At 69.8% G+C, this 19,520-nt stretch carries 17 protein-coding genes; 10 read left to right on the plus strand and 7 right to left on the minus strand.

Going from position 1 to position 19,520, the window contains the following annotated elements; all coding sequences use genetic code 11:
• Window positions 1-11 precede the first annotated feature (11 nt).
• On the minus strand, window positions 12-440 hold the full coding sequence (locus FNH13_RS06630) for a type II toxin-antitoxin system VapC family toxin (RefSeq protein WP_143782738.1): 429 nt from the start codon (window positions 438-440) through the stop codon (window positions 12-14).
• A complete protein-coding gene (locus FNH13_RS06635) occupies window positions 437-676 on the minus strand; it encodes a CopG family transcriptional regulator (RefSeq protein WP_143782739.1) in 240 nt (79 codons plus the stop codon). Before FNH13_RS06635 ends, FNH13_RS06630 begins: the two co-directional genes overlap by 4 nt.
• A 273-nt stretch (window positions 677-949) precedes the next feature.
• Between FNH13_RS06635 and leuS the strand changes: the two genes are divergently transcribed.
• The 4 genes from leuS to FNH13_RS06655 all read left to right on the plus strand — a co-directional run bounded on the left by leuS (window position 950) and on the right by FNH13_RS06655 (window position 8,500).
• Entirely contained in the window at window positions 950-3,847 is a 2,898-nt protein-coding gene (leuS, locus tag FNH13_RS06640; protein WP_143782740.1) for a leucine--tRNA ligase, read from the plus strand.
• Between the two features lie 56 nt (window positions 3,848-3,903).
• Window positions 3,904-4,773 carry a DegV family protein gene (locus FNH13_RS06645; protein WP_143782741.1) on the plus strand — a complete coding sequence of 290 codons (870 nt, stop codon included), beginning with the start codon at window positions 3,904-3,906 and terminating at the stop codon, window positions 4,771-4,773.
• 200 nt (window positions 4,774-4,973) lie between these two features.
• Window positions 4,974-6,014, plus strand: coding sequence for a ComEA family DNA-binding protein (locus tag FNH13_RS19490; protein ID WP_143782742.1), 1,041 nt, complete (start codon window positions 4,974-4,976; stop codon window positions 6,012-6,014).
• On the plus strand, window positions 6,011-8,500 hold the full coding sequence (locus FNH13_RS06655) for a ComEC/Rec2 family competence protein (RefSeq protein ID WP_228266626.1): 2,490 nt from the start codon (window positions 6,011-6,013) through the stop codon (window positions 8,498-8,500). The genes FNH13_RS19490 and FNH13_RS06655 overlap by 4 nt, the downstream gene beginning before the upstream one ends.
• A gap of 53 nt (window positions 8,501-8,553) precedes the next feature.
• Here the strand turns inward: FNH13_RS06655 and FNH13_RS06660 are convergent, their stop codons facing one another.
• The 3 genes from FNH13_RS06660 to FNH13_RS06670 are packed head-to-tail and all read right to left on the minus strand — an operon-like array spanning window position 8,554 to window position 10,891.
• Window positions 8,554-9,429: an NAD-dependent protein deacetylase gene (locus FNH13_RS06660; RefSeq protein WP_228266627.1), complete on the minus strand. Its 876-nt coding sequence runs from the start codon at window positions 9,427-9,429 to the stop codon at window positions 8,554-8,556.
• A gap of 10 nt (window positions 9,430-9,439) precedes the next feature.
• On the minus strand, window positions 9,440-10,387 hold the full coding sequence (locus tag FNH13_RS06665) for a LysR family transcriptional regulator (protein ID WP_143782743.1): 948 nt from the start codon (window positions 10,385-10,387) through the stop codon (window positions 9,440-9,442).
• A 39-nt stretch (window positions 10,388-10,426) separates the two neighbouring features.
• On the minus strand, window positions 10,427-10,891 hold the full coding sequence (locus FNH13_RS06670; RefSeq protein ID WP_143782744.1) for a hypothetical protein: 465 nt from the start codon (window positions 10,889-10,891) through the stop codon (window positions 10,427-10,429).
• A gap of 108 nt (window positions 10,892-10,999) precedes the next feature.
• Here FNH13_RS06670 and FNH13_RS06675 point away from each other — a divergent pair, with 108 nt between their 5' ends.
• The 5 genes from FNH13_RS06675 to FNH13_RS19230 all read left to right on the plus strand — a co-directional run bounded on the left by FNH13_RS06675 (window position 11,000) and on the right by FNH13_RS19230 (window position 17,221).
• Window positions 11,000-11,710 (plus strand): AIM24 family protein, encoded by a 711-nt coding sequence (locus tag FNH13_RS06675; protein WP_143782745.1) that lies wholly within the window; start codon window positions 11,000-11,002, stop codon window positions 11,708-11,710.
• A gap of 132 nt (window positions 11,711-11,842) precedes the next feature.
• Window positions 11,843-12,907 (plus strand): aminotransferase class V-fold PLP-dependent enzyme, encoded by a 1,065-nt coding sequence (locus FNH13_RS06680; RefSeq protein ID WP_143782746.1) that lies wholly within the window; start codon window positions 11,843-11,845, stop codon window positions 12,905-12,907.
• A 187-nt stretch (window positions 12,908-13,094) separates the two neighbouring features.
• Window positions 13,095-14,429 (plus strand): patatin-like phospholipase family protein, encoded by a 1,335-nt coding sequence (locus FNH13_RS06685; protein ID WP_228266628.1) that lies wholly within the window; start codon window positions 13,095-13,097, stop codon window positions 14,427-14,429.
• A 107-nt stretch (window positions 14,430-14,536) separates the two neighbouring features.
• The gene (locus FNH13_RS06690; RefSeq protein ID WP_165700040.1) at window positions 14,537-15,364 is read left to right on the plus strand and encodes a response regulator transcription factor; all 828 of its coding nucleotides are present in this window, start codon (window positions 14,537-14,539) and stop codon (window positions 15,362-15,364) included.
• 234 nt (window positions 15,365-15,598) lie between these two features.
• The gene (locus FNH13_RS19230) at window positions 15,599-17,221 is read left to right on the plus strand and encodes a PRC-barrel domain-containing protein (RefSeq protein WP_228266629.1); all 1,623 of its coding nucleotides are present in this window, start codon (window positions 15,599-15,601) and stop codon (window positions 17,219-17,221) included.
• 248 nt (window positions 17,222-17,469) lie between these two features.
• On the opposite strand, the gene lexA is transcribed toward FNH13_RS19230, so the two are convergent.
• Entirely contained in the window at window positions 17,470-18,228 is a 759-nt protein-coding gene (gene lexA, locus FNH13_RS06700) for a transcriptional repressor LexA (protein WP_143782748.1), read from the minus strand.
• A gap of 225 nt (window positions 18,229-18,453) precedes the next feature.
• Between lexA and FNH13_RS06705 the strand changes: the two genes are divergently transcribed.
• Window positions 18,454-18,879 (plus strand): hypothetical protein, encoded by a 426-nt coding sequence (locus FNH13_RS06705; RefSeq protein ID WP_143782749.1) that lies wholly within the window; start codon window positions 18,454-18,456, stop codon window positions 18,877-18,879.
• A gap of 78 nt (window positions 18,880-18,957) precedes the next feature.
• On the opposite strand, the gene FNH13_RS06710 is transcribed toward FNH13_RS06705, so the two are convergent.
• Entirely contained in the window at window positions 18,958-19,476 is a 519-nt protein-coding gene (locus tag FNH13_RS06710; RefSeq protein WP_143782750.1) for a hypothetical protein, read from the minus strand.
• Window positions 19,477-19,520 lie beyond the last annotated feature (44 nt).

A 19,520-nucleotide genomic window follows, 5' to 3' on the forward strand; every position in this document is an offset into this window, starting at 1 on the left:
GCGCGTCGGTGTCACCGCTGGTCGGGGTTGATCCAACTGAGCGCGGGGAAGCGGGCGAAGTCGCTGTCGAACGAGCAGATGCTGGTGCCGTGCTCGATGGCGAGTGCGGCCAGGTGGGCGTCGGTGACAAGGTTGCCGCGAAGGTCTCCGTCGACGAGGAGCCGGCCGAGGATCTCGCGGTGGCGGGTGCCGGGTGTCGGCACCCAGGACAGGTCGGCGGCCAGCCAGTCGGTGATGTAGCTCCATCCCTCTGCGGGAGTGAGGGGGTTCGCGGTGGCGCGGGAGTGGGTGATGATCCGCTGGAACGCCATCAAGGACACCCACGGCAGCCCGACCCGTTCGACGCCGTTCATGGCTTCGTCCAGCCAGTCCCGCGAGGTGTCGTGGAAGTGGGACTGCTCATCGACGGCGTATAGCAGGACGTTGGCGTCGACGATCATCGTTCGGTCTGCACGTCATAGGCGTCGAGCTGCTCAAGGGCATCGGCGACGTTGGTGACATCGATCTTCAGTCCGACGTTCGCCGTTCGCTGCCGGAATCGCGTTGTCCTCTGCCCACGTTCGAGGCCGGCACGGGCGAGTTCGTTGACGGCCTCACCGAGGCCGATGTGACGTTCCCGCCGTAGCCGCTCTGCGGCTGCGGCGACCTCCGGGTCGAGTCGCACCGTCGTCCTCATACCTAGACGCTAGCATCACTGATGCACGGGAGCGGCATCCCTGATGTCAAGCATCCGTGCGCGTGCACCCTCTGCTGGACTCCGGCGGCGCGGGCCTGCGCACCCGTCGCTGACGCGACCTGCGGTAACCTGTGAACATGCGCTGCACGCTCCTCCTTATGCAGCCGCGCTGAGCACGACACGAGCCGGCGCGGCTGACCCCTCCTGGGCGAGGGGCTTTTTTGTGTCAGGACGCAGCAGGACGACGCAGCACGCACCACACCTGAGGACGAGATGACTGACAGCACGAGCGAGCAGACCAGCCACGGGAGCGCCGGGGCGGGGGACAAGGCCACGCCGCACCGTTACACCGCGCAGTTGGCCAACCAGATCGAGGACGCCTGGCAGGACCGCTGGGAGGCTGAGGGCACGTTCCACTCCGCCAACCCCGCTGGTCCCTGGGCCGAGCCGGACGACCCGCGTCTGCAGCGCGGCCACGTGATGGTGATGGACATGTTCCCCTACCCCTCGGGCGCGGGGCTGCACGTCGGTCACCCGCTGGGCTTCATCGCCACCGACGTCTTCAGCCGCTATCAGCGCACCACCGGCAAGAACGTGCTGCACACCATGGGCTTCGACGCCTTCGGCCTACCGGCGGAGCAGTATGCCGTGCAGACGGGACAGCACCCGCGTACCACCACCGAGGCCAACATGGTCACCTATCGCCGCCAGCTGCGGGCCCTGGGCATGGGCCATGAGCAGCGCCGGTCGATCGAGACCATCGACCCCGACTTCTATCGCTGGACCCAGTGGATCTTCCTGCAGATCTTCAACAGCTGGTATGACGAGTCGGCCGTCCGCGCCGACGGCCAACTGGGCGCCGCGCGCCCGATCACCTCCTTGATCGAGCAGTATGCCGGGGGCCACCGACAGACCCCGTCCGGTCAGCCGTGGGCCCAGCTGACCCCGACCGAGCGCGAGCAGGTCCTGGCGCAGCACCGGTTGGCCTACGTCTCGTCGGCACCGGTCAACTGGTGCCCCGGGCTGGGCACGGTGCTGTCCAACGAGGAGGTCACCAACGAGGGCCGCTCCGAGCGTGGCGACTTCCCGGTCTTCAAGCGCAACCTGAGCCAGTGGAAGATGCGGATCACCGCCTATGCCGACCGGCTGATCGACGACCTGGACCGGCTGGACTGGCCGGAGAAGATCAAGATCCAGCAGCGCAACTGGATCGGGCGCAGCCAGGGCGCGAACGTCTCGTTCCCGGTCGTGGGCCACGACGAGCCGATCACGGTCTTCACCACCCGCCCGGACACGATCTTCGGCGCCACCTTCATGGTGCTGGCCCCCGAGCACCCGCTGCTGGAGCACATCGTCCCGCAGTCCCACAAGGATGACGTCGCGGCATACCAGCGCGCCGCCTCGACCAGGTCCGACCTGGAGCGGCAGGCCGACGCCTTGGCCAAGACCGGCGTCTTCACCGGCGCCCACGCGATCAACCCGGCCACCGGCGAGGCCGTCCAGGTCTGGGTCGCCGACTATGTGCTGATGGGCTACGGCACCGGCGCGATCATGGCCGTCCCCGGACAGGACGAACGCGACTGGGCCTTTGCCACGGCCTACGACCTGCCGATCATCCGCACCGTGCAGCCGACCCCAGAGCACCCGGAGGACGAGGCGTTCACCGGGGAGGGGCCGGCGATCAACTCGGCCAACGACGAGATCGACCTGAACGGTCTGCCGGTCGATGAGGCCAAGGCGACCATCATCGACTGGCTGGCCGGCAAGGGTCTGGGCGAGGGGACGATCACCTACCGGCTGCGTGACTGGCTGTTCAGCCGGCAGCGCTACTGGGGCGAGCCCTTCCCGATCGCCTGGGACGAGGACGGTGTCGCGCACGCCCTGCCCGATGACCAGCTGCCGCTGACGCTGCCGGACGTGCCGGACTACAGCCCGCGCACCTTCGACCCGCAGGATGCCGACTCGATGCCGGAGGCGCCGCTGGCGCGGGCGACCGAGTGGGTGCACGTCGAGCTGGACCTGGGGGATGGCCCCAAGCGCTACCGCCGCGACACCAACACCATGCCCAACTGGGCCGGGTCGTGCTGGTACCAGTTGCGCTACCAGGACCCGGAGAACACGCAGGCGCCGGTCGACCCCGCGGTCGAGGCCTACTGGATCGGGCCGCGTGACCAGCCGGTCGCCGGTGCGCCTGAGGGTGCGCGCGATCCCGGTGGCGTCGACCTCTACATCGGCGGTGCCGAGCACGCGGTGCTGCACCTGCTCTACTCCCGCTTCTGGCACAAGGCGTTGTTCGACCTGGGCTACATCAGCAGCGAGGAGCCGTTCCGCCGGCTGATCAACCAGGGCATGGTCGAGGCCTACGTCTATCGCGACCCCCGGGGCCAGCCGGTCCCGGCCGCGGAGGTCGAGGAGACCATCGCGGAGAGCGGCGACCCGACATACACCTGGCAGGGCCAGCCCGTGACCAAGGAGCACGGCAAGATGGGCAAGTCCCTCAAGAACGTCGTGACCCCCGACGAGATGCGCGCGCAGTACGGCTCCGACACCTTCCGGGTCTACGAGATGTCGATGGGCCCGCTGGAGCAGTACCGCCCCTGGGAGACCCGTGCCGTCGTCGGGAGCCAGCGCTTCCTGCAACGCCTGTGGCGCAACGTCATCGACGAGGAGACCGGGGAGGTGACCGTCTCCGACGACGAGCTGGACGAGACGACCGCGCGCTTCCTGGCCCGCACCGCCGACGGGGTCAAGACCGACTTCGAGCACCTGCGCGTCAACACTGCGGTGGCCAAGATGATCGAGTTCAACAACCATCTGACCAAGCTGGACCGGGTGCCGCGCGCCGCGATCCAACCGCTGGTGCAGATGGTGGCACCGGTCGCGCCGCACATCGCCGAGGAGCTGTGGTCGCGGCTGGGTCACGCCGAGTCGCTGGCCTATGAGCCGTTCCCCGAGGCGGATCCGGCGCTGCTGGTCGAGGAGACCGTGACCTGCGTCGTGCAGATCAAGGGCAAGGTCCGGGACCGCATCGAGGTGGCTCCCGACATCTCCGAGGACGAGTTGCGCGAGCTGGCGCTGGGCTCCGAGCGGATCAAGGAGCTGATCGGTGACGGCGAGCTGCGCACCGTGATCGTGCGCGCGCCCAAGCTGGTCAACATCGTCCCCGCCTGAGCGGACCACACCACTGTCGTGAGCCCGACCCGCCCGTGACCTGAGAGACTGCTGTCGTGCCCACCGCTGTGCTGACTGATTCGACCGCCTGCCTGACTCCTGAGCTGGCGACCGAGGCCGGGGTCTTCGTGATCCCGTTGCACGTCCAGGTGGGCCGACAGACATATGCCGAGGGCGTGGACATCACGGTCTCGGAGGTCGCCGACCTGCTGCGGGCGGGCAAGGAGAAGGTCGGCACCTCCCGGCCCGCACCCGGTGAGTTCGTCGAGCGGTTCCGTGAGGTGGCCCAGATCTCCGGGGCGGACTCGATCGTCGCGGTGCTCATCTCCGGGGCGATCTCCGGCACGGTCGAGGCTGCGCAGCTGGCCGCCCAGGCGGTGCGGGACGAGGTCACCGTCGAGGTGGTCGACTCCCGGATCCTGGGCATGGGCATGGGTTATGCCGCCGCTGCTGCCGCTGATGCTGCGTATGCCGGGGCGAGCCTGAGCGAGTGCGCCGAGATCGCTCGGGCCAGGTCCGCGGCGGCCTCGACCTATTTCTATGTCGACACCCTGGAGCACCTGCGGCGCGGGGGCCGGGTCGGCACGGCCCAGGCCATCCTCGGCTCAGCCCTGGCGATCAAGCCGCTGCTGACCCTGGCCGACGGGGAGGTGCAGCTGGCCGAGCGGGTGCGCACCCGCGCCAAGGCGCTGATCCAGCTGCAGTCCCGGTGCGTCGAGGCCTTTATCGCGGCGGAAAGCACGGGGACGGTGGTGGACGTGGCCGTCCATCATCTGGCCTGGCCGGACGAGGCCGAGAAGCTCCTGGACAACCTCCGGAACATGTTGCCGACCGGGGGTCGCTGGGACCTGGTGGAGCTCGGCGCCGTCGCTGGGGTGCACACCGGCCCGGGCACGCTCGCCGTCACCGTCGCCCCCCGCGCCTAACACCGGGCGCCTGACCTCGCCCCAGCGAACCGTGGTGTTCTCTCCGGGTGGCCTGACGTCGCGTGTTGTCCCCTCGGGGGGACTGAGCGCTCGGTCGTGCCCTCCGGACGCTGTCCACAGTCGGCGACCTCCACCGCGCCTGTCCACAGGAACTGCCACAGCGGGTCGGGCGACCCGGACTGCTGCCTAGCGTCACGGACATGGGAGAGCAGGATCGGCTGGCGGAGCTCCTCGAGCGTGCCACGCGTGAGCGTCGGGGAGACGACCACAACCGGTCCGAGGACGATCTGCCGAGCCGACCACGAGCCGGCCCACCAGGCGAGGTTCTCCTCGAGGGCTGGCTGGAGGAGGACGATGATCGCCAGTGGTCCGCGGAGCCGAGCGACACCGCAGACAGCAGTGAGCAGGTCACCGGCGGTGAGTGGCTGCCACCGGATCCCGGTCGACACCGCACCGACGGTGCGCGGCCGCCCGTCCTGACGGTGCCCCGCTCGCTGCGGTCGGTGACCCTCGGTGTCCGGCCACTCGCGGTCCTGGCACTGCTGGTCGTGGCGCTCGCCGCCGCGGGCATCTTCGGTCTGCGCTGGTGGCAGGCCGAGCGGGGAAGCACCCCACAGCCGCTGGCACCGCTGGCCGCCCAGGCTCCGGCATCTCCTAGGCAGGGTGACGCGGCGGCCGCGACCGCAGGATCAGCAGGGACCACGGGTGCCTCCGAGGAGGGTATGCCGACAGGCCAGGCCGTCGGAGAGGTGGCCGGCGCTCCGACGGCGTCCGAACTGCTCGTCCATGTCGCTGGAGAGGTGCGCAGCCCCGGTGTCGTGCGTCTCGAGCCCGGTGCCCGCGTCCACGACGCGCTCGCCGCAGCCGGCGGGCTGGCCCCCGATGCCGACACCAGCCGGCTCAACCTCGCGCGCACGGTGGCCGACGGGGAACGCATCTGGGTGCCCCGCCCGGGAGAGGATGTGCCCGAGGTCATCGACTCCAGCGGTGCTGCCCCGGGTGACCATGCGGGCGGTGGTTCTGCCCCGGCGCCGGGTGCAGGCGCAGACCAGCAGATCGACATCAACACCGCCGACCAGGCCCTCCTGGAGGAGCTGCCCGGGGTCGGTCCCGTGACGGCCACAGCGATCATCCAGTGGCGCACGGAGCACGGACGATTCAGCACCCCCGACGAACTGCTGGAGGTCAGTGGCATCGGGGAGGCAACCCTGGAGAAACTGCGTCCGCACGTGACGCTGTGAACGCCGCGGCCCCGGTGGGTGACACTCCCCGGCTGGATCTGCGGCTGCTGGTGCCCGCCCTCGTGGCCTGGGCCGTGATGGTGGCCATGGTCGTGCAGAGTGCCCGTGCCCAGTTGACGCTCGGCCTCGCCACACTTGCCGCCGCGATCGCGATGATCGGGCTGACCCGCGTGGGCGGACGAACGCGAGTGGGCAGCACGACACGGGTGGGTATGCCGTGGACTCGCAGGGCGCGAATAGACAGGGCGACGTCGCGTCCGCGCCAGTTGCCCCTGGGGGGTCTCGCAGCCCTGAGCCTGGTCGCGACCTCGCTCGTGCTGCTCTCGGGTGCGGCGCACCGGGCCACCGACGAGGCCGGACCGGTCCCGGAGCTGGCGCAGGAGCGGGCCGTGGTGACCATCACCGGCACCGTGCTCACCGAGCCGCGGTTGCTGGACCGCGGGGACGAACGACCCGACCTGGTCGTCCTGGAGCTCGGCCTGCGCAGCGTCGAGGCACGGGGCATGCGCAGCGCTGTCCGCACCCCGGTGGTGGTCTTTGCCGACCCGACCTGGCAGGACGTCCCGTGGCGCGGCACCGTGACGACCCTGGCCCGGCTCGCTCCGCCCGACCCGGGCGACTCGGTCGTCGCAGTCCTCACTCCGCTGGATCCGCCGACCCTGCACGGCGACACCAGCCCGGTCCTCACCGGCGTCGAGCGCGTGCGCGAGCGCCTTCGGCTGGCCGTCGGCCCCCTCCCGGTCGACGCCCGCGCCCTGATCCCTGGCCTCGTCATCGGTGACACGTCACTCACCCCGAGTGACCTGACTGACGCCATGCTCGCCACGGGCATGACACACCTGAGTGCGGTCAGCGGCTCCAACGTGGCGATCGTCCTCGGCGCTGCGATCCTGTTGTGCGGCTGGCTCGGAGTGCCCCGGCGGTGGCGCCCGGTCGTGGCCCTGGCCTGCCTGGTCGGTTTCGTCCTGCTCTGCCGGCCCGAGCCGAGCGTGCTGCGCGCCGGAGCGATGGGTGTGGTCGGCCTGATCGGGTTGAGCTCCTCACGACGCTCGGTGAGCCTGCCGGCCCTGGCGACCGCGGTCCTGGCCCTGCTCTGCTGGGACCCCTGGCTCGCCCGCTCCTACGGCTTCGCACTGTCCACCCTCGCGACCCTCGGCCTGGTGGTCTTCGCCCGACCCTGGGGCGACGCCATCGCCCGCCACCTGCCGAGGCGACTGTCCCTGCTGGGGGACGCGATCGCCATACCCCTGGCTGCCCAGGTGGTCTGTGCCCCGGTCATCGTGCTGCTTCAGGGCAATGTCAGCACCATCGCGGTCCTGACCAACCTGCTCGCGGCCCCGTTCGTGGCACCGACGACGGTCCTGGGGATCGGCGCCGCCCTCACCAGCACTGTCTGGGTGCCCTTGGGGATGCTCGTCGCATGGATCGGCGCGGTGCCCGCCTGGCTGATCGGGGCGGTGGCCCGCTGGGGCGCTACCGTGCCGATGGGCACGATCGGCTGGGTCGAGGGTGTCGGCGGTGCCTGGCTGTTGACCGGGCTGACCGTCGCAGTGCTGGCAGCGGGACGGTGGCTGCGCTGGCAGGCCGGCCGCCACCCACTGGCGGCGTGGTCAGTGCTCCTGCTCACCCTGGCGCTGCTGTGGCCCACCCCCGGGCGCCACGGATGGCCACCGCAGGGTTGGGTCGTCGCCGGGTGCGACGTCGGCCAGGGCGACGCCTTCGTGGTGGCGACCGGGCCGGACAGCGCACTGCTGGTCGACACCGGACCCGACCCGCAGCTCCTCGCTGCCTGCCTGGACCTGCTCGGCGTCCGCCGCCTCGACGGCCTCGTCCTCAGTCACTTCCACGCCGACCACGTCGGAGGTCTGGACGCGGTGGTCGGGCGGATCCCCGTGGCGGCCGCCTATGTCACGCCCGTCCGCGACCCGCCCGGGGAGGCTGACCAGGTCCTGTCCGCGCTCGCCGCCAACAACATCCCGACGTATGCCGTCACCGCTGGCGACCACCTCCTCTGGGGCGACGTGGGTCAGGTGAGCGCGACGGTGGTGTGGCCTCCTGCAGAGCGGGCTGCTGGCGAATCGCTCGGTGCGAACGACGGCAGCGTGGTGCTCGACTTCACCGCCTCGACGATGGGGAACGGCCTCCGCCTGCTGTTCACCGGTGACATCGAGCCGGGCGCGGCCCGAGGTGTGCGGCGTGCCCTGGAGGGGCAGCGCTTCGACGTGCTGAAGGTAGCCCACCACGGCAGCGCTGCGCAGGACGAGGCGCTGGTCACCGGGGTCGGTGCCACTGTGGCGCTGATCGGGGTGGGGGAGGACAACACCTTCGGGCACCCGAGCCGGACGGTGCTGTCGCTGCTCGCCGAGACCGGCACCGTCGTGCTGCGCACGGATCGGGACGGCACCTTTGCCGTGGTCCACGACGGACAGCGGCTCGGCGTGGTGCAGCGCCAGGGAGGTCGTGAAGATGCCGTGAACCCGCAGTGAGGGATCTGGCGTGACGGCGCTAGCGGGCCGGGGTGGTGCCCCGTGGCTTCCACCTAGCCCTGAGCGTCCTGGGTGCAGTCCGCCACCAGCCGTGGCAGCACGTCATCGAGCAGGGCGTCGATGCGCAGGGTCGCCCACTCGTCGCCCCGGGTGGCCCACCGGGTCACGACGGCGACCGGGATCCCGAGGGCGTGGGCGCGCTTGACGAACCGGAGTCCGCTCATCACCTGCAGCGACGAGCCCAGGACCAACAGGCCGTCCCCGGCCTCGACTGCCGCATAGGCCTGCTCGACCAGGGGTTTGGCGACCGAGCCTCCGAAGAAGACGACGTCCGGCTTGAGCAGGTCGGAGCCGCAGGTGACGCAGCGGACCAGACGGAACTCGGTGAAGTCCTGCGCGGCCAGCACGATGTCGCCGTCGGGACGGATCTCGTCGCTCTGCGCGGTGAATCCCGGGTTGGCGTCGGCGATCCACCGGTGCACCTCGGCGCGGTCAAAGCGTTCCTCGCACCGCAGGCAGACGATGACGTTGAGGTTGCCGTGCAGTTCGATGACCTCGCGTGATCCGGCCTCCTGGTGCAGACCGTCCACGTTCTGGGTGATGAGGCTCTCGACCTGGCCGCCGTGCTGCAGCGCAGCGATGGCGCGGTGAGCATCATTGGGCCGGGCGGCCCGAAAGTGCGCCCAGCCGACATAGCTGCGCGCCCAGTAGCGACGGCGGGCCTCCGCGGAGGCGAGGAACTCGGCGTACTGCATCGGCTGGACACGTCGGTTGCCGTCCGGGCCGCGGTAGTCGGGGATGCCTGATGCGGTGGAGACCCCGGCGCCGGTCAGGACCGTCACCCCGCCGGCGGCGACCAGGTCGCGGAGCCGTCGGTAGTCGTCCTCCGCCACCGTGGTGGGCGGTGGCATCGGGTTGGTGATGCTCACGGTAGTGAGCCTAACCACCGGTGGCGACGCTGACGGAATGGTGCGTCAGGTCGAGATCTCGGGCACTGGCGCACAGGGCGTCGACCGTGGCGCGCACCGCCGGCACCCGCAGCAGATCCGGGGTGGTCACGACCTGCACGGAGCGGCTTGATGCCGGGCTCAGGGGGATGGTGCGGACGCCGGGATGGGAGATGGACGCCAGGATCAGCTGCGGCACGAGCGCCACGCCGAGTCCCGCGGCGACCAGGCCCAGCACGGCGACGTAGTCCTCGGTCTCGAAACTCACGTCGGGACGAAAGCCTGCGAGATCGCTGAGCGCGAGCAGGTGCCCTCGGCAACGCGGGCAGCCGGCGATCCAGGGCTCCTCGGCAAGCTGCTTGATGTGGATGACGTCGTGGGCGGCCAGCGGATGGTCCACCGGCAGCGCGACGCTGACGGGGTCGCTGAGCAGGTCGATGACCTCCAGACCCTCCAGGTCGTCCTCGCCGCGTCCGGCATCGGTGCCCTCCCAGGTGAAGGCCACCGCGAGATCACAGGTGCCCTCTCGCAGGGCAGCCAGCGACTCCGGGGGCTCGGCCTCGGAGAAGGTGACGGTGACGCCCGGGTGCTCGGTCTTCACGCGGGCCAGAGCCGTCGGGACAAGCGTGGCAGAGGAGGAGGGGAAGGCCATCAGCCGCACCCGTCCGCTCTCCAGCCCGGCGATGGCCGCGACTTCGGACTCGGCGTTGTCCAGCGCAGCCAGGACGGACACGGAGTGGCGGGCGAGGACCTCACCAGCCTCCGTGAGCCGGACCGCGCGACCGTTCCGTTCGACTAGCACGGTCCCCACGCGTTGCTCCAACCTGCGCACCATCTGTGACACGGCAGGCTGGGTGTAACCCAGCGAGCGCGCCGCCGCGGTGAAGCTCCCCTCGGCAGCGACCGCCCTCATCACTCGCAAACCCGCAACATCAAGCATGCCGGTAAGGATAACGCGAACTTATGGCTGATGCCAGGTTCAGAAGTCCGACGAGGGCGGAGGCGGCGGGGGAGCCGAGGGACGAGCCTCGGGCTGCCCCGGGGTGGAGGGGCTACCCATCGGCGGTGCCTGCTGGCCACCCATCGGCGATGCCTGACCACCGGGCGGAGGCGGCGTCTGGCCACCGGGCGGAGGTGGCGTCTGACCACCGGGCGGAGGTGGCGTCTGATAACTGCCCGGCGGAGGCGGCGGAGTCGTGTGCAGTGTCAGATTCTGCAGGTGACCGCCCACCTCCTGCTGCTGCAACGCCTCGCGCAACCGGGTGAGCTCTGCGGGGTCGATCGGCTGACCGTGCTGCTCGCGCCAGGTGAGGAGACCGTAGTCGCGCAGGAGCCGCTCTGCGTCCCCGCTGCTGGTCCAGTTGGTCGACGCCTGGTTGAGTGCGGAGTCTGCCTTGGCGGCAAGATCAGTCGCCGCGGCCTTGGCCTTGTCCAGAAATCCCATGGCTGGGAGCATAGCCCGGCGGGATGTCCACGACACGTCGTTCGCGGGCACAGATCTTGAGCGGGTCGCGAGATGGCCGGCACACAGGGAGAGGGAGCGCCAAGCGCTATGACGATTCACGGAAAACTGTTCAGCCAGCACGCCGAGAACGAGTCGACCGACCCGTTCGTCCAACAGAACAAGAAGCTGCTCAAGGTCTCGATGGCCTACGGCCCGGTGCTTGCGCGGACAGGGTCGATGGTGGCCTACCAGGGCAGCGTCAACTTCAAGAACAAGGGGTCCGGCGGGCTCAACAAGATGCTCAAGTCCGCGATGACCGGTGAGGGTGTCGACCTGATGGAGTGCACCGGCCAGGGCGAACTCTTCCTGGCTCATGACGCCGCTGACATCCAGGTGATCTATCTGGAGAACGACTCGATCTCGGTCAATGGCAACAGCGTCCTGGCGTTCTCTGCGTCCATCGACTGGGACATCCACCGCATCCAGGCCCGCGGAGGCATGATGACCGGCGGGCTCTACAACGTCACGCTGCGCGGGACCGGCTACGTCGCCGTCACGACGCACGGCGAGCCAGTCGCCCTCGACGTGGGCAGCGCGCCAACCTTCGGCGACGCCCAGGCTGTCGTGCTGTGGACCTCAGGGGTCACCATGGACCTCAAGGTGGACACCGGCGGTCTGAAGTCCATGATCCGTGGCGGCACCGGCGAGATGCTGCAGATGGCCTTTGGGGGACAGGGGCACGTGCTGATCCAGCCGTCCGAGGGCGTCGTGACCGGCGGCACGGAGAAGACGAGCAGCGCGAGCTTCTTTGGCCAGTGACGTGAGGCGGCGCTTGCGCAGCGGTGCCGCGCAGAGGCTCGCTGGCTCAGAGGCGCAGATATAACACGTAATTATGCAAATCCTAATAACTGTGGGGTTGTGTAATCGCTGTGGTTCCGTCACGGTTGGACCATGACTGCCGTGACGGAACCTTCCGCTGTCGCCAGCCTGGCTCGTGAGTTGTGGGCGCCGGTGCCTGGATATCTCAATGCCTCGACCCTCGGGCTGCCTCCGCGCATCGTCATCGACGTGATGCAGGAGGCTCTCCTCGAGTGGCAGAGCGGCCAGGCCTGCCCCACGCGCTACGGAGATCTGGCAGAGCAGGCGCGGAGGCGCTATGCCGAGCTGATGGGCGTCCCCGCCGCCACCGTTGCCATCGGCTCACACACGTCGGTCCTCGTCGGCACCGTCGCCACCTCGCTGCCCGATGGGGTTGAGATCCTTTGCCCTTCAGGCGACTTCACCTCGTTGACCTTCCCCTTCGAGGTGCAGGCACAGCGCGGCGTCACCGTCCGCCACGTGCCCTTGCAGGAGCTGGCGCAGGAGATCACCCCGCGCACTCATCTCGTCGCCTTCAGCCTGGCCCAGAGCAGCACGGGTGACCTCGCGGACGTGACCGCAGTCTGCGAGGCGGCCGCCCGGCACGGGGCGCTGACCCTCTGTGACGTGACGCAGGCGGCGGGATGGATGCCGGTGGACGCGGGGCTGTTCGACATCACGGTGTGCTCGGCCTACAAGTGGCTGTGTCAGCCGCGGGGGACTGCCTATCTCACCGTGCGTCCGGAGGCTGCTGATCGTCTCGTGCCCAACAATGCCGGTTGGTATGCCGGACAGTCGGTCTGGGAGTCCGTCTACGGACCGCAGATGTCGCTGGCCCGGGACGCGCGACGCTTCGACGTCTCGCCGGCCTGGCTGTGCTGGGTCGGCGCCGCAGCGGCCGCAGAGACCTTCGCGCAGCTGGACCTTGTCCAGGTGCGCGAGCACGACGTGCGCCTGGCCAATGCCCTGCGTGAGCGACTGGGCCTGGAGACGTGTGCCCGACCCGTGGTCACTCTGGAGGACGGTGACGGCTCACGGATCGCGCAACTGGAGGCCGCCGGAGTGCGCTGCGCCAGTCGAGCGGGCCGCGTCCGGCTCTCCTTCCACGTCTGGAACACCGACGACGACGTCGACCTGGTCATCGACGCGCTGGGGTGACCGAGGACCGCACCACCGCACCACCGCACGGCCGGTGGTCGCGGCGCTCGCGTGACCCAGGACCGCACCGTCCGGCCGGTTGTCGCCTGCGCCTGACCAGTGCGGTCGCTGCACCCTCGCCTGTTGGTCACCTGCGGGTCGGCATGCTGTTCACCCTCTGGTCACGCGGCCCCGCTTCCCTGAGGGGGTGCTGCAGCACCAGCCCCACGGCCCGGTGACACCGGGGGATCCGCAGTCGGCCCAGATGGACGCCGCGCGGGCTACCGCGCATCACGGCCCGTCGGCGCCGGGGCCGCGCAGCGGGTCGGCCCTGTGCTTGTCCGGCGGCGGCTTCCGCGCCGCCCTGTTCCACCTGGGGGCCAAGCGCAGACTGAACGAGCTCGGCATACTCGGTCGGCTGCGCACGATCAGCGCGGTCTCGGGCGGGGCCATCGTGGCCAACCTGCTGGCCGACCCCCGCCTGACCTGGCCGGACCCACAGGGCGAGCCGGCCCAGGTGGGAGGTTTTGAGGAGTGCGTGGCCGAGCCGCTGCGGAGGCTGACCGGTCGCAACGTGCGCACCCCGGCGCTGCTCTCCCGACTTCGCCCGAGCGGGTGGACTCGTCCGGACGCCAGCGTCGAGAGCCTGGCCCAGCAGCTGACCGAGCTGGTGCCCTGGTGGGGGAGCGACCTGCGCTACACCGACCGCTCCGGCCCCGTGATCCTCACGTCAGCGACCGAGATCGGCTATGGCGTGAGCTGGGTCTTCGCGGACTCCCGCTCGGTGACCCCGCGCGGCCGGATCGGTGACTACCGGCTGGGGCATGCCGCGCCGCCTCCCGGGCCGCGGATCGCCGATGCGGTGGCCGCGTCCTGCGCCTACCCACCGTTCTTCCCACCGATGGAGCTGGACGGTCGCACCCTTGCCCTCCAGGGAGGGGTTCCTGACCCCAGCGAGGCACCGGAGGTCAGCGATGGTCTGCTCTCGAGGATCCAGCTGGCCGACGGGGGCATCTACGACAACCTGGGGGTCGAGCCGGTCTGGTCCGACCACGCGGCGGTCCTGGTCAGCGACGGTGGGGCCGTCTTCCGCTCGCGTCCCGCCGGGTCCCTCGTGGGCCGGTTGCTGCACACCCTGTCCATCGCGGGGTCGGGAGCGCAGACCACCCGGCTGCGCTGGTTGCGGGCCAGCTTCTCAGCGGGGCTGGTGCAGGGGGCGACCTGGTCACTGGAGTCCACCAACACGGTGTCGCGGGTGCCCGGTCACGGACCGGCTCCTGGCGAACGGGAGAGCTATCCGCCCCACCTGGTCGACCAGATCAACCAGATGCGCACCGACCTGGACGCCTTCCGCCCCGCCGAGCAGCACATCCTCGAGCGCCACGGGTATGCCGTCGCGGACGCCTCCGTGCGCCGGCACAGCCCGCAGTTGGTCGCCCGGGAGGCCGACTTCGAGCCGCCACACCCCGAGGTGGCCGACCCCGAGACCGTCGGTCGCGAGCTGCGTGACTCGGGCCAGGTGCGGGCCCTGGGCCGTCGCTGACCGAGGTTCCTGTCCGACGCACCAACTGGCGCGCTAACTGACGGGCTGACTCGTGGCGAGACGCAACCCCGTTTACAGCGCTGCCCGCTTGAGTCACAATGAAAGGCGTGCCTACTGGCCGTGACCCGTTCGAGGTCGTCGTCGAGATCGTGACGGCTGTCTCGCGGGCCCCCGACCGTCTCGAGGAGCGGGTCGACGCCATCATCGACATCCTGTTGCTGGAACTGACTGCGACGGTCGGCCTCCTGGTTAGGGCCGACCTGGCACGGCTGCACGTGCAGGTGGTCGGCCGGATGATGCGTCCCGGGGCGACGAGGAGCCTGACGGCCCAGGTGCGGGACCAGCTCTCTGATCCGTTGCTGGGGCCGATGGCGCGCGGTGACCTCCGACCAACCACGGCACAGCGTGCCTACGGGGTCCGGGCCTGGGAGCTGTCCAAGGCCCGGGCCGGTTGCCTGATCTCGTTCGGGGTCGAGCAGGTGGCCGCCCTTCCGGTGCACGGTCAGTCCGATGTGGTCGCCTTCCTGGTGGGCCGGGCGGGGCAGGACTTCACGGACGAGGACCTGGCGCTGCTGCGTGCGGTCCAGCCTGTCGTCACCGGTCTCGGGGTGTTGCTGCGGCTGCCAGGCACGACCGCCTCGCAGCCCGCGCGCGACGCGGCTGATTCTGGCCTGACCGATCGCGAGGCCCAGGTTCTCGAACTCCTGGCCCACGGCTACAAGGCGGCGGTGATCGGCCGGCTGGCCGGCTGCTCGACCAGGACGGTGCACCGACACCTGGGCCACATCTACGACAAGTTGGGTGTCAGCGACCGGCTGAGCGCGGTCAACCAGGCACATCTGCTCGGCATGATCGCCATCGAGGCGGCCGACATACCTTCCGAGGATCCGCAGCACCACCTCCCTCAGTTGGCGCACAATCACTCTCCAGGATGATGCGCGGCCCTGGGCGGGTGCGGCACAGTTGTCACGGGTGATCGGTCCCACGGCACCCACGGCCCGTGACAGCCGGACGGCGTCTCTTTCCCGGGGCGCGCCGTCCGGCACACGCGGACCGCAGCGCACGAGCCGGCACCGGTCGGCCACCGGTGGCGGCCGGTTGCTGCCCGGGATACGTTCGGGGAGAAGCCTGGCGGCACCCGCCGGGCAATCCGAGCAAGGAGAGTGCACGTGCCGATCAACAGCGAACACCTTGCAAGCCTCACTGATGCCGACGTGATCGACCAGAACGGTGACAAGGTTGGCGGGGTCGGGCAGATCTACCTCGATGACGCCACGGGTCAGCCAGCGTGGGTGAGCGTCAAGAGCGGACTCTTTGGCCTGCGTGAGTCGTTTGTGCCGCTTGCCGCCGCGGAGGCCGCGGGCGGCAACATCAAGGTGCCCTACACCAAGGACTTCATCAAGGACGCCCCGCGCGTCGACGCCGAGAACCACCTGGACGACAGCCAGCAGGCCACGCTGTTCTCCTACTACGGGGTGGACCGGTCGCAGGCTCCCAGCGAGCCCGACTCGGACGCCCCGGACACGACCGCAGCCTTTGGCAGCGAGGAGACGGCCCAGGAGCTGTATGACGGACGCACCGAGGGTGCACCCGTCGCCGTCGAGGACGCAGCCGATGGTGCGGTCACCACGGAGTACACCACTCCGGGTGGTAGCGACGACCCGTCCGAGGTCATGGTCGCGGACGGGGGCAGCGACCTCGGGAGCGGTGAGGTGGCCGCTGAGCCGCAGTCTGCTCCGTCGCACCGGGACGCCGCCGCCATCGGTGCCGGTGCCGCAGCAGGGGCTGCGACGACGAGTGATGGTCCCCGCAGCGATGCGGACTCACCGGCGCAGGACGACCTCGATCCCGTGTCCGGCCTCGCCGAGCAGGACGTGCATGCCGCAGGTGGCAATCCGGACTGGGCTGAGACCCACCAGGCGCACTACCAGCAGACCAACCCCGCTGCCCAGGCCGACTGGGCTGCGGAGCAGACACCGGAGGAGCCGGTCTCGACCGAGTGGTCAGTGCCCACCACGGACCCCGCTGTCGAGGAGAAGACGGACGTGGACAGGGGTGGCTACTCGTCGGACCGGCCGGCTGCCCACTCCTCCGCCTATGAGGGCCACGGTGGCGCCGGAGCGGTCGAGACGACCGCGGGAGCCGCGCCGCCCACGGCTGGTGCTGAGACCACGGCTGGTGAGACCACAGCTGGTGGTGGTGGGCTAGGTGCGCTCGACCCGACCGTCGACGAAGGTGCCGTGTATGCCGCAGACGCCGAGGCGACTCTCACGGGCGACAGCGATGCCGCCGGGGACGTCGATGCCGGACAGTTCGGCACGGTCCAGGCGGCTACGGGTGACCCGGCCTCCGACGCCGCAGTGAGTGGCGCGGCAGCGCAGACCGGCACTGGCTATCCCGCGGACGTCGACGAGTCTGCGGGCGGCGGTGCAGGCGGTGCTGCCCTGGGTGGGGCCGTCGTCGGCGGCGCCGCGGCAGGGTTCGCTGCCAGCGACACCGAGACCACGGCCTATGAGGTGCCGGGGGCTGAGCAGGGTGCGCCGATCACTGGCGCCGTCCCGGGTGCCGCGCTGGGTGAGGATGTTGAGTCGCCTGCGGACGGCGCGACCCTGCCGTCCGGCACGGATCAGGGCGCGGACAGCGGTGAGCCCGATGCGGACGCTGGCGAGTTCGACCCGGGCAGCGGCGATGAGGAGGCGTTCGGCGCGGAGGGCTATCGGCCCGACCGCGACGGCTCTGGCATGACGGACGAGGAGCGCGAGGAACTCAACCGGGCTCGTGGGGCTCTGTGAGTCGACCTCGTCAAGCTCTATGAGCCGACCTCACCAGGTCCTCTGAGCTGACAGACAACACATGGCAGCGCCGCCCGACCAGGTCGGGCGGCGCTGCGGTGTTGTAGGTGCCGTCTGGCGGAGAGGGGGGAGGGCCGCCAGGCGGCACCGGCACGGGGGACACTGTGGACAACGCGCACCGGATTGTCGGTGTTCCTGCTGGTGCCTCAGGTGTCGTGGGTCGATCGGCTCGCGCCCGAGCAGACCTGTCAGACGCGTCGCAACACGGCGGTGACCTTGCCGAGCACGACGGCATCGTCGCCGTCGATGGGGTCGTAGGCCTCGTTGTGGGGGAGCAGCCACAACTTGCCGTCCGTGCGCTTGAACGTCTTGACGGTGGCCTCGCTGTCGAGCAGCGCCGCGACGATGTCGCCGTTGACTGCGTCCTCCTGGCGTCGCACGACGACCCAGTCGCCATCGCAGATGGCGGCGTCGATCATGGAGTCACCGACCACCTGGAGCAGGAAGAGCTCGCCATCGCCCACGAGCTGGCGCGGGAGGGGGAAGACGTCCTCGACGGCCTGCTCGGCCAGGATCGGCCCGCCAGCCGCGATGCGCCCAACCACCGGGACATAGGTCGCCTCGGGACGGGCGTCCCCGATGCCGGTCTCGTCATAGTCGATCTCACCGGCTCCCGCGGTGGTGCTGACCAACTCGGAGCCGTCGGGCTGACCTGAGGTGCTGCGCCGATAACCGGCGACACTGCCCTCTCCCGAGCCGGGCAGGATGACCTCGATGGCGCGCGGACGGTTGGGGTCGCGCCGCAGATAACCCTTCCGCTCCAGCATCCGCAGCTGGTAGGCCACGGAGGAGGGGGAGGCGAGCTGCACCGCAGTCCCGATCTCCCGCAGGCTCGGCGGATAGCCGCGTTGGTCCACCGAGTCCTTGATGACGTGGAGCACCTTCTCCTGGCGCGCCGTGAGGTCCGCCCGCCCGTCGCGGTCCGGCATCTCGTGGATGTCTGCCATCGGTCCTGCCCCTCTCCTGACCGCCTCAGAGTGCTTAACCTGCAGGTCAGCAGCTGTGTCAGTGGTCCCTGGTTGTCTATGTCGCGTGCACCAATCGTACGAGCATTCGAACAGTGAGGCAAACACTAGTTCGATGCGGCGTGTCGATTTTGTCGCACGACTGTGCTACACATGGAACATGCGTCCGATCGCACAAGCGTTCGGAGTTGCGGAGATGGAGGCATCATGAGCGCGATCGCACTGCACGACCTGCAGGACCTTGAGCCGGTTCGGGCGCGGCGGCGTCAGCGGGATCACCTGCGGCTCGTTCAGCCCGGGGAACGCATGGACGAGGGGTTTCACGTCGGTGCTCGCACGGACGCTCCGGGCGCAGGAGGCTTCACGCTGACGCGACGGGGTCGGCTCGCGATCACGATGACAGTCGCCACGGCCCTGGTGCTGGCGGTCATCGCTGCGTTCGGGATGTTCCCAGCAACGGCTGCGAGCGGTCACACAATCACGGTGCAGCCGGGTCAGACGCTGTCCCAGATCGCTGTCACGGAGTTGCCGGAGCTGCCGATGGATCGGGCCATCGTGCAGATCCAGGTGGCCAACGACATGAACACCCGGCAGGTGCAGGCGGGCATGGACCTGGAGATCCCTGGGTCCTGACCCGGCGATGCGCCAGGTGGTCACGATCGGTGGTGCTTGCTGTCAGCAGTCTGCCGTCGGTGTCCTCCTCAGACAGCGTCAGTCGTCGTCCTCGTCGGTGTCCCGGGTGCTGGTCACTGCGTCCCAGACCACGGGCAGTTGCTCACTGGGGATGAAGAAGCCGCTGATGTGCGGATCAAACATGAGCCCGGCGATGCTGGCGCTGAGGTAGGAGCCGCTGGAGGCCACGACCTCAGCGGGCGGGAGGGCGATCGCGTTGAGGTCGTCGGTGGCTGCGATCATCTCCTGCTGCACCGCGAAGTCGCGGGCCCGCTCGGAGTTGGTGAAGGTCAGCAACATCAGTTGCCCCTCGATCTCAGCTGCCGCCGGAGACTCGTTGCCCTGCTCGCCGACCGCCACGAACCACCAGTGGTCCAGGCCCATCGTCAAGCGCCATAGAGCGGTCATGCCGACCTGGTCCTCCGGTCCGGTGACCTGGGCCGCGAGGCGGTCAGTCTCACTCGGAGCGGGGGCGTCCTCGTGCGACGCAGAGGCTCCAGGGCGGGCCGCGGCACCGTCTCCGGCATCCTCGAGGGCACCTGCGTTTACTTCGGTCATGCCCACAGTCGATCACATGATGGGGGCGGACGCGGCCAGCAGTC

The sequence above is a fragment of the Ornithinimicrobium ciconiae genome (assembly GCF_007197575.1).
In the GTDB taxonomy this organism is placed as follows: Bacteria; Actinomycetota; Actinomycetes; order Actinomycetales; family Dermatophilaceae; genus Ornithinicoccus; species Ornithinicoccus ciconiae.

Bases quoted from the DNA above. Each gene is read 5' to 3' on its own strand.
- FNH13_RS06630 (WP_143782738.1), bottom strand. From the start codon at position 440: ATGATCGTCGACGCCAACGTCCTGCTATACGCCGTCGATGAGCAGTCC.
- FNH13_RS06635 (WP_143782739.1), bottom strand. From the start codon at position 676: ATGAGGACGACGGTGCGACTCGACCCGGAGGTCGCCGCAGCCGCAGAG.
- leuS (WP_143782740.1), top strand. From the start codon at position 950: ATGACTGACAGCACGAGCGAGCAGACCAGCCACGGGAGCGCCGGGGCG.
- FNH13_RS19490 (WP_143782742.1), top strand. From the start codon at position 4,974: ATGGGAGAGCAGGATCGGCTGGCGGAGCTCCTCGAGCGTGCCACGCGT.
- FNH13_RS06665 (WP_143782743.1), bottom strand. From the start codon at position 10,387: ATGCTTGATGTTGCGGGTTTGCGAGTGATGAGGGCGGTCGCTGCCGAG.
- FNH13_RS06670 (WP_143782744.1), bottom strand. From the start codon at position 10,891: ATGGGATTTCTGGACAAGGCCAAGGCCGCGGCGACTGATCTTGCCGCC.
- FNH13_RS06675 (WP_143782745.1), top strand. From the start codon at position 11,000: ATGACGATTCACGGAAAACTGTTCAGCCAGCACGCCGAGAACGAGTCG.
- FNH13_RS06680 (WP_143782746.1), top strand. From the start codon at position 11,843: ATGACTGCCGTGACGGAACCTTCCGCTGTCGCCAGCCTGGCTCGTGAG.
- lexA (WP_143782748.1), bottom strand. From the start codon at position 18,228: ATGGCAGACATCCACGAGATGCCGGACCGCGACGGGCGGGCGGACCTC.
- FNH13_RS06705 (WP_143782749.1), top strand. From the start codon at position 18,454: ATGAGCGCGATCGCACTGCACGACCTGCAGGACCTTGAGCCGGTTCGG.
- FNH13_RS06710 (WP_143782750.1), bottom strand. From the start codon at position 19,476: ATGACCGAAGTAAACGCAGGTGCCCTCGAGGATGCCGGAGACGGTGCC.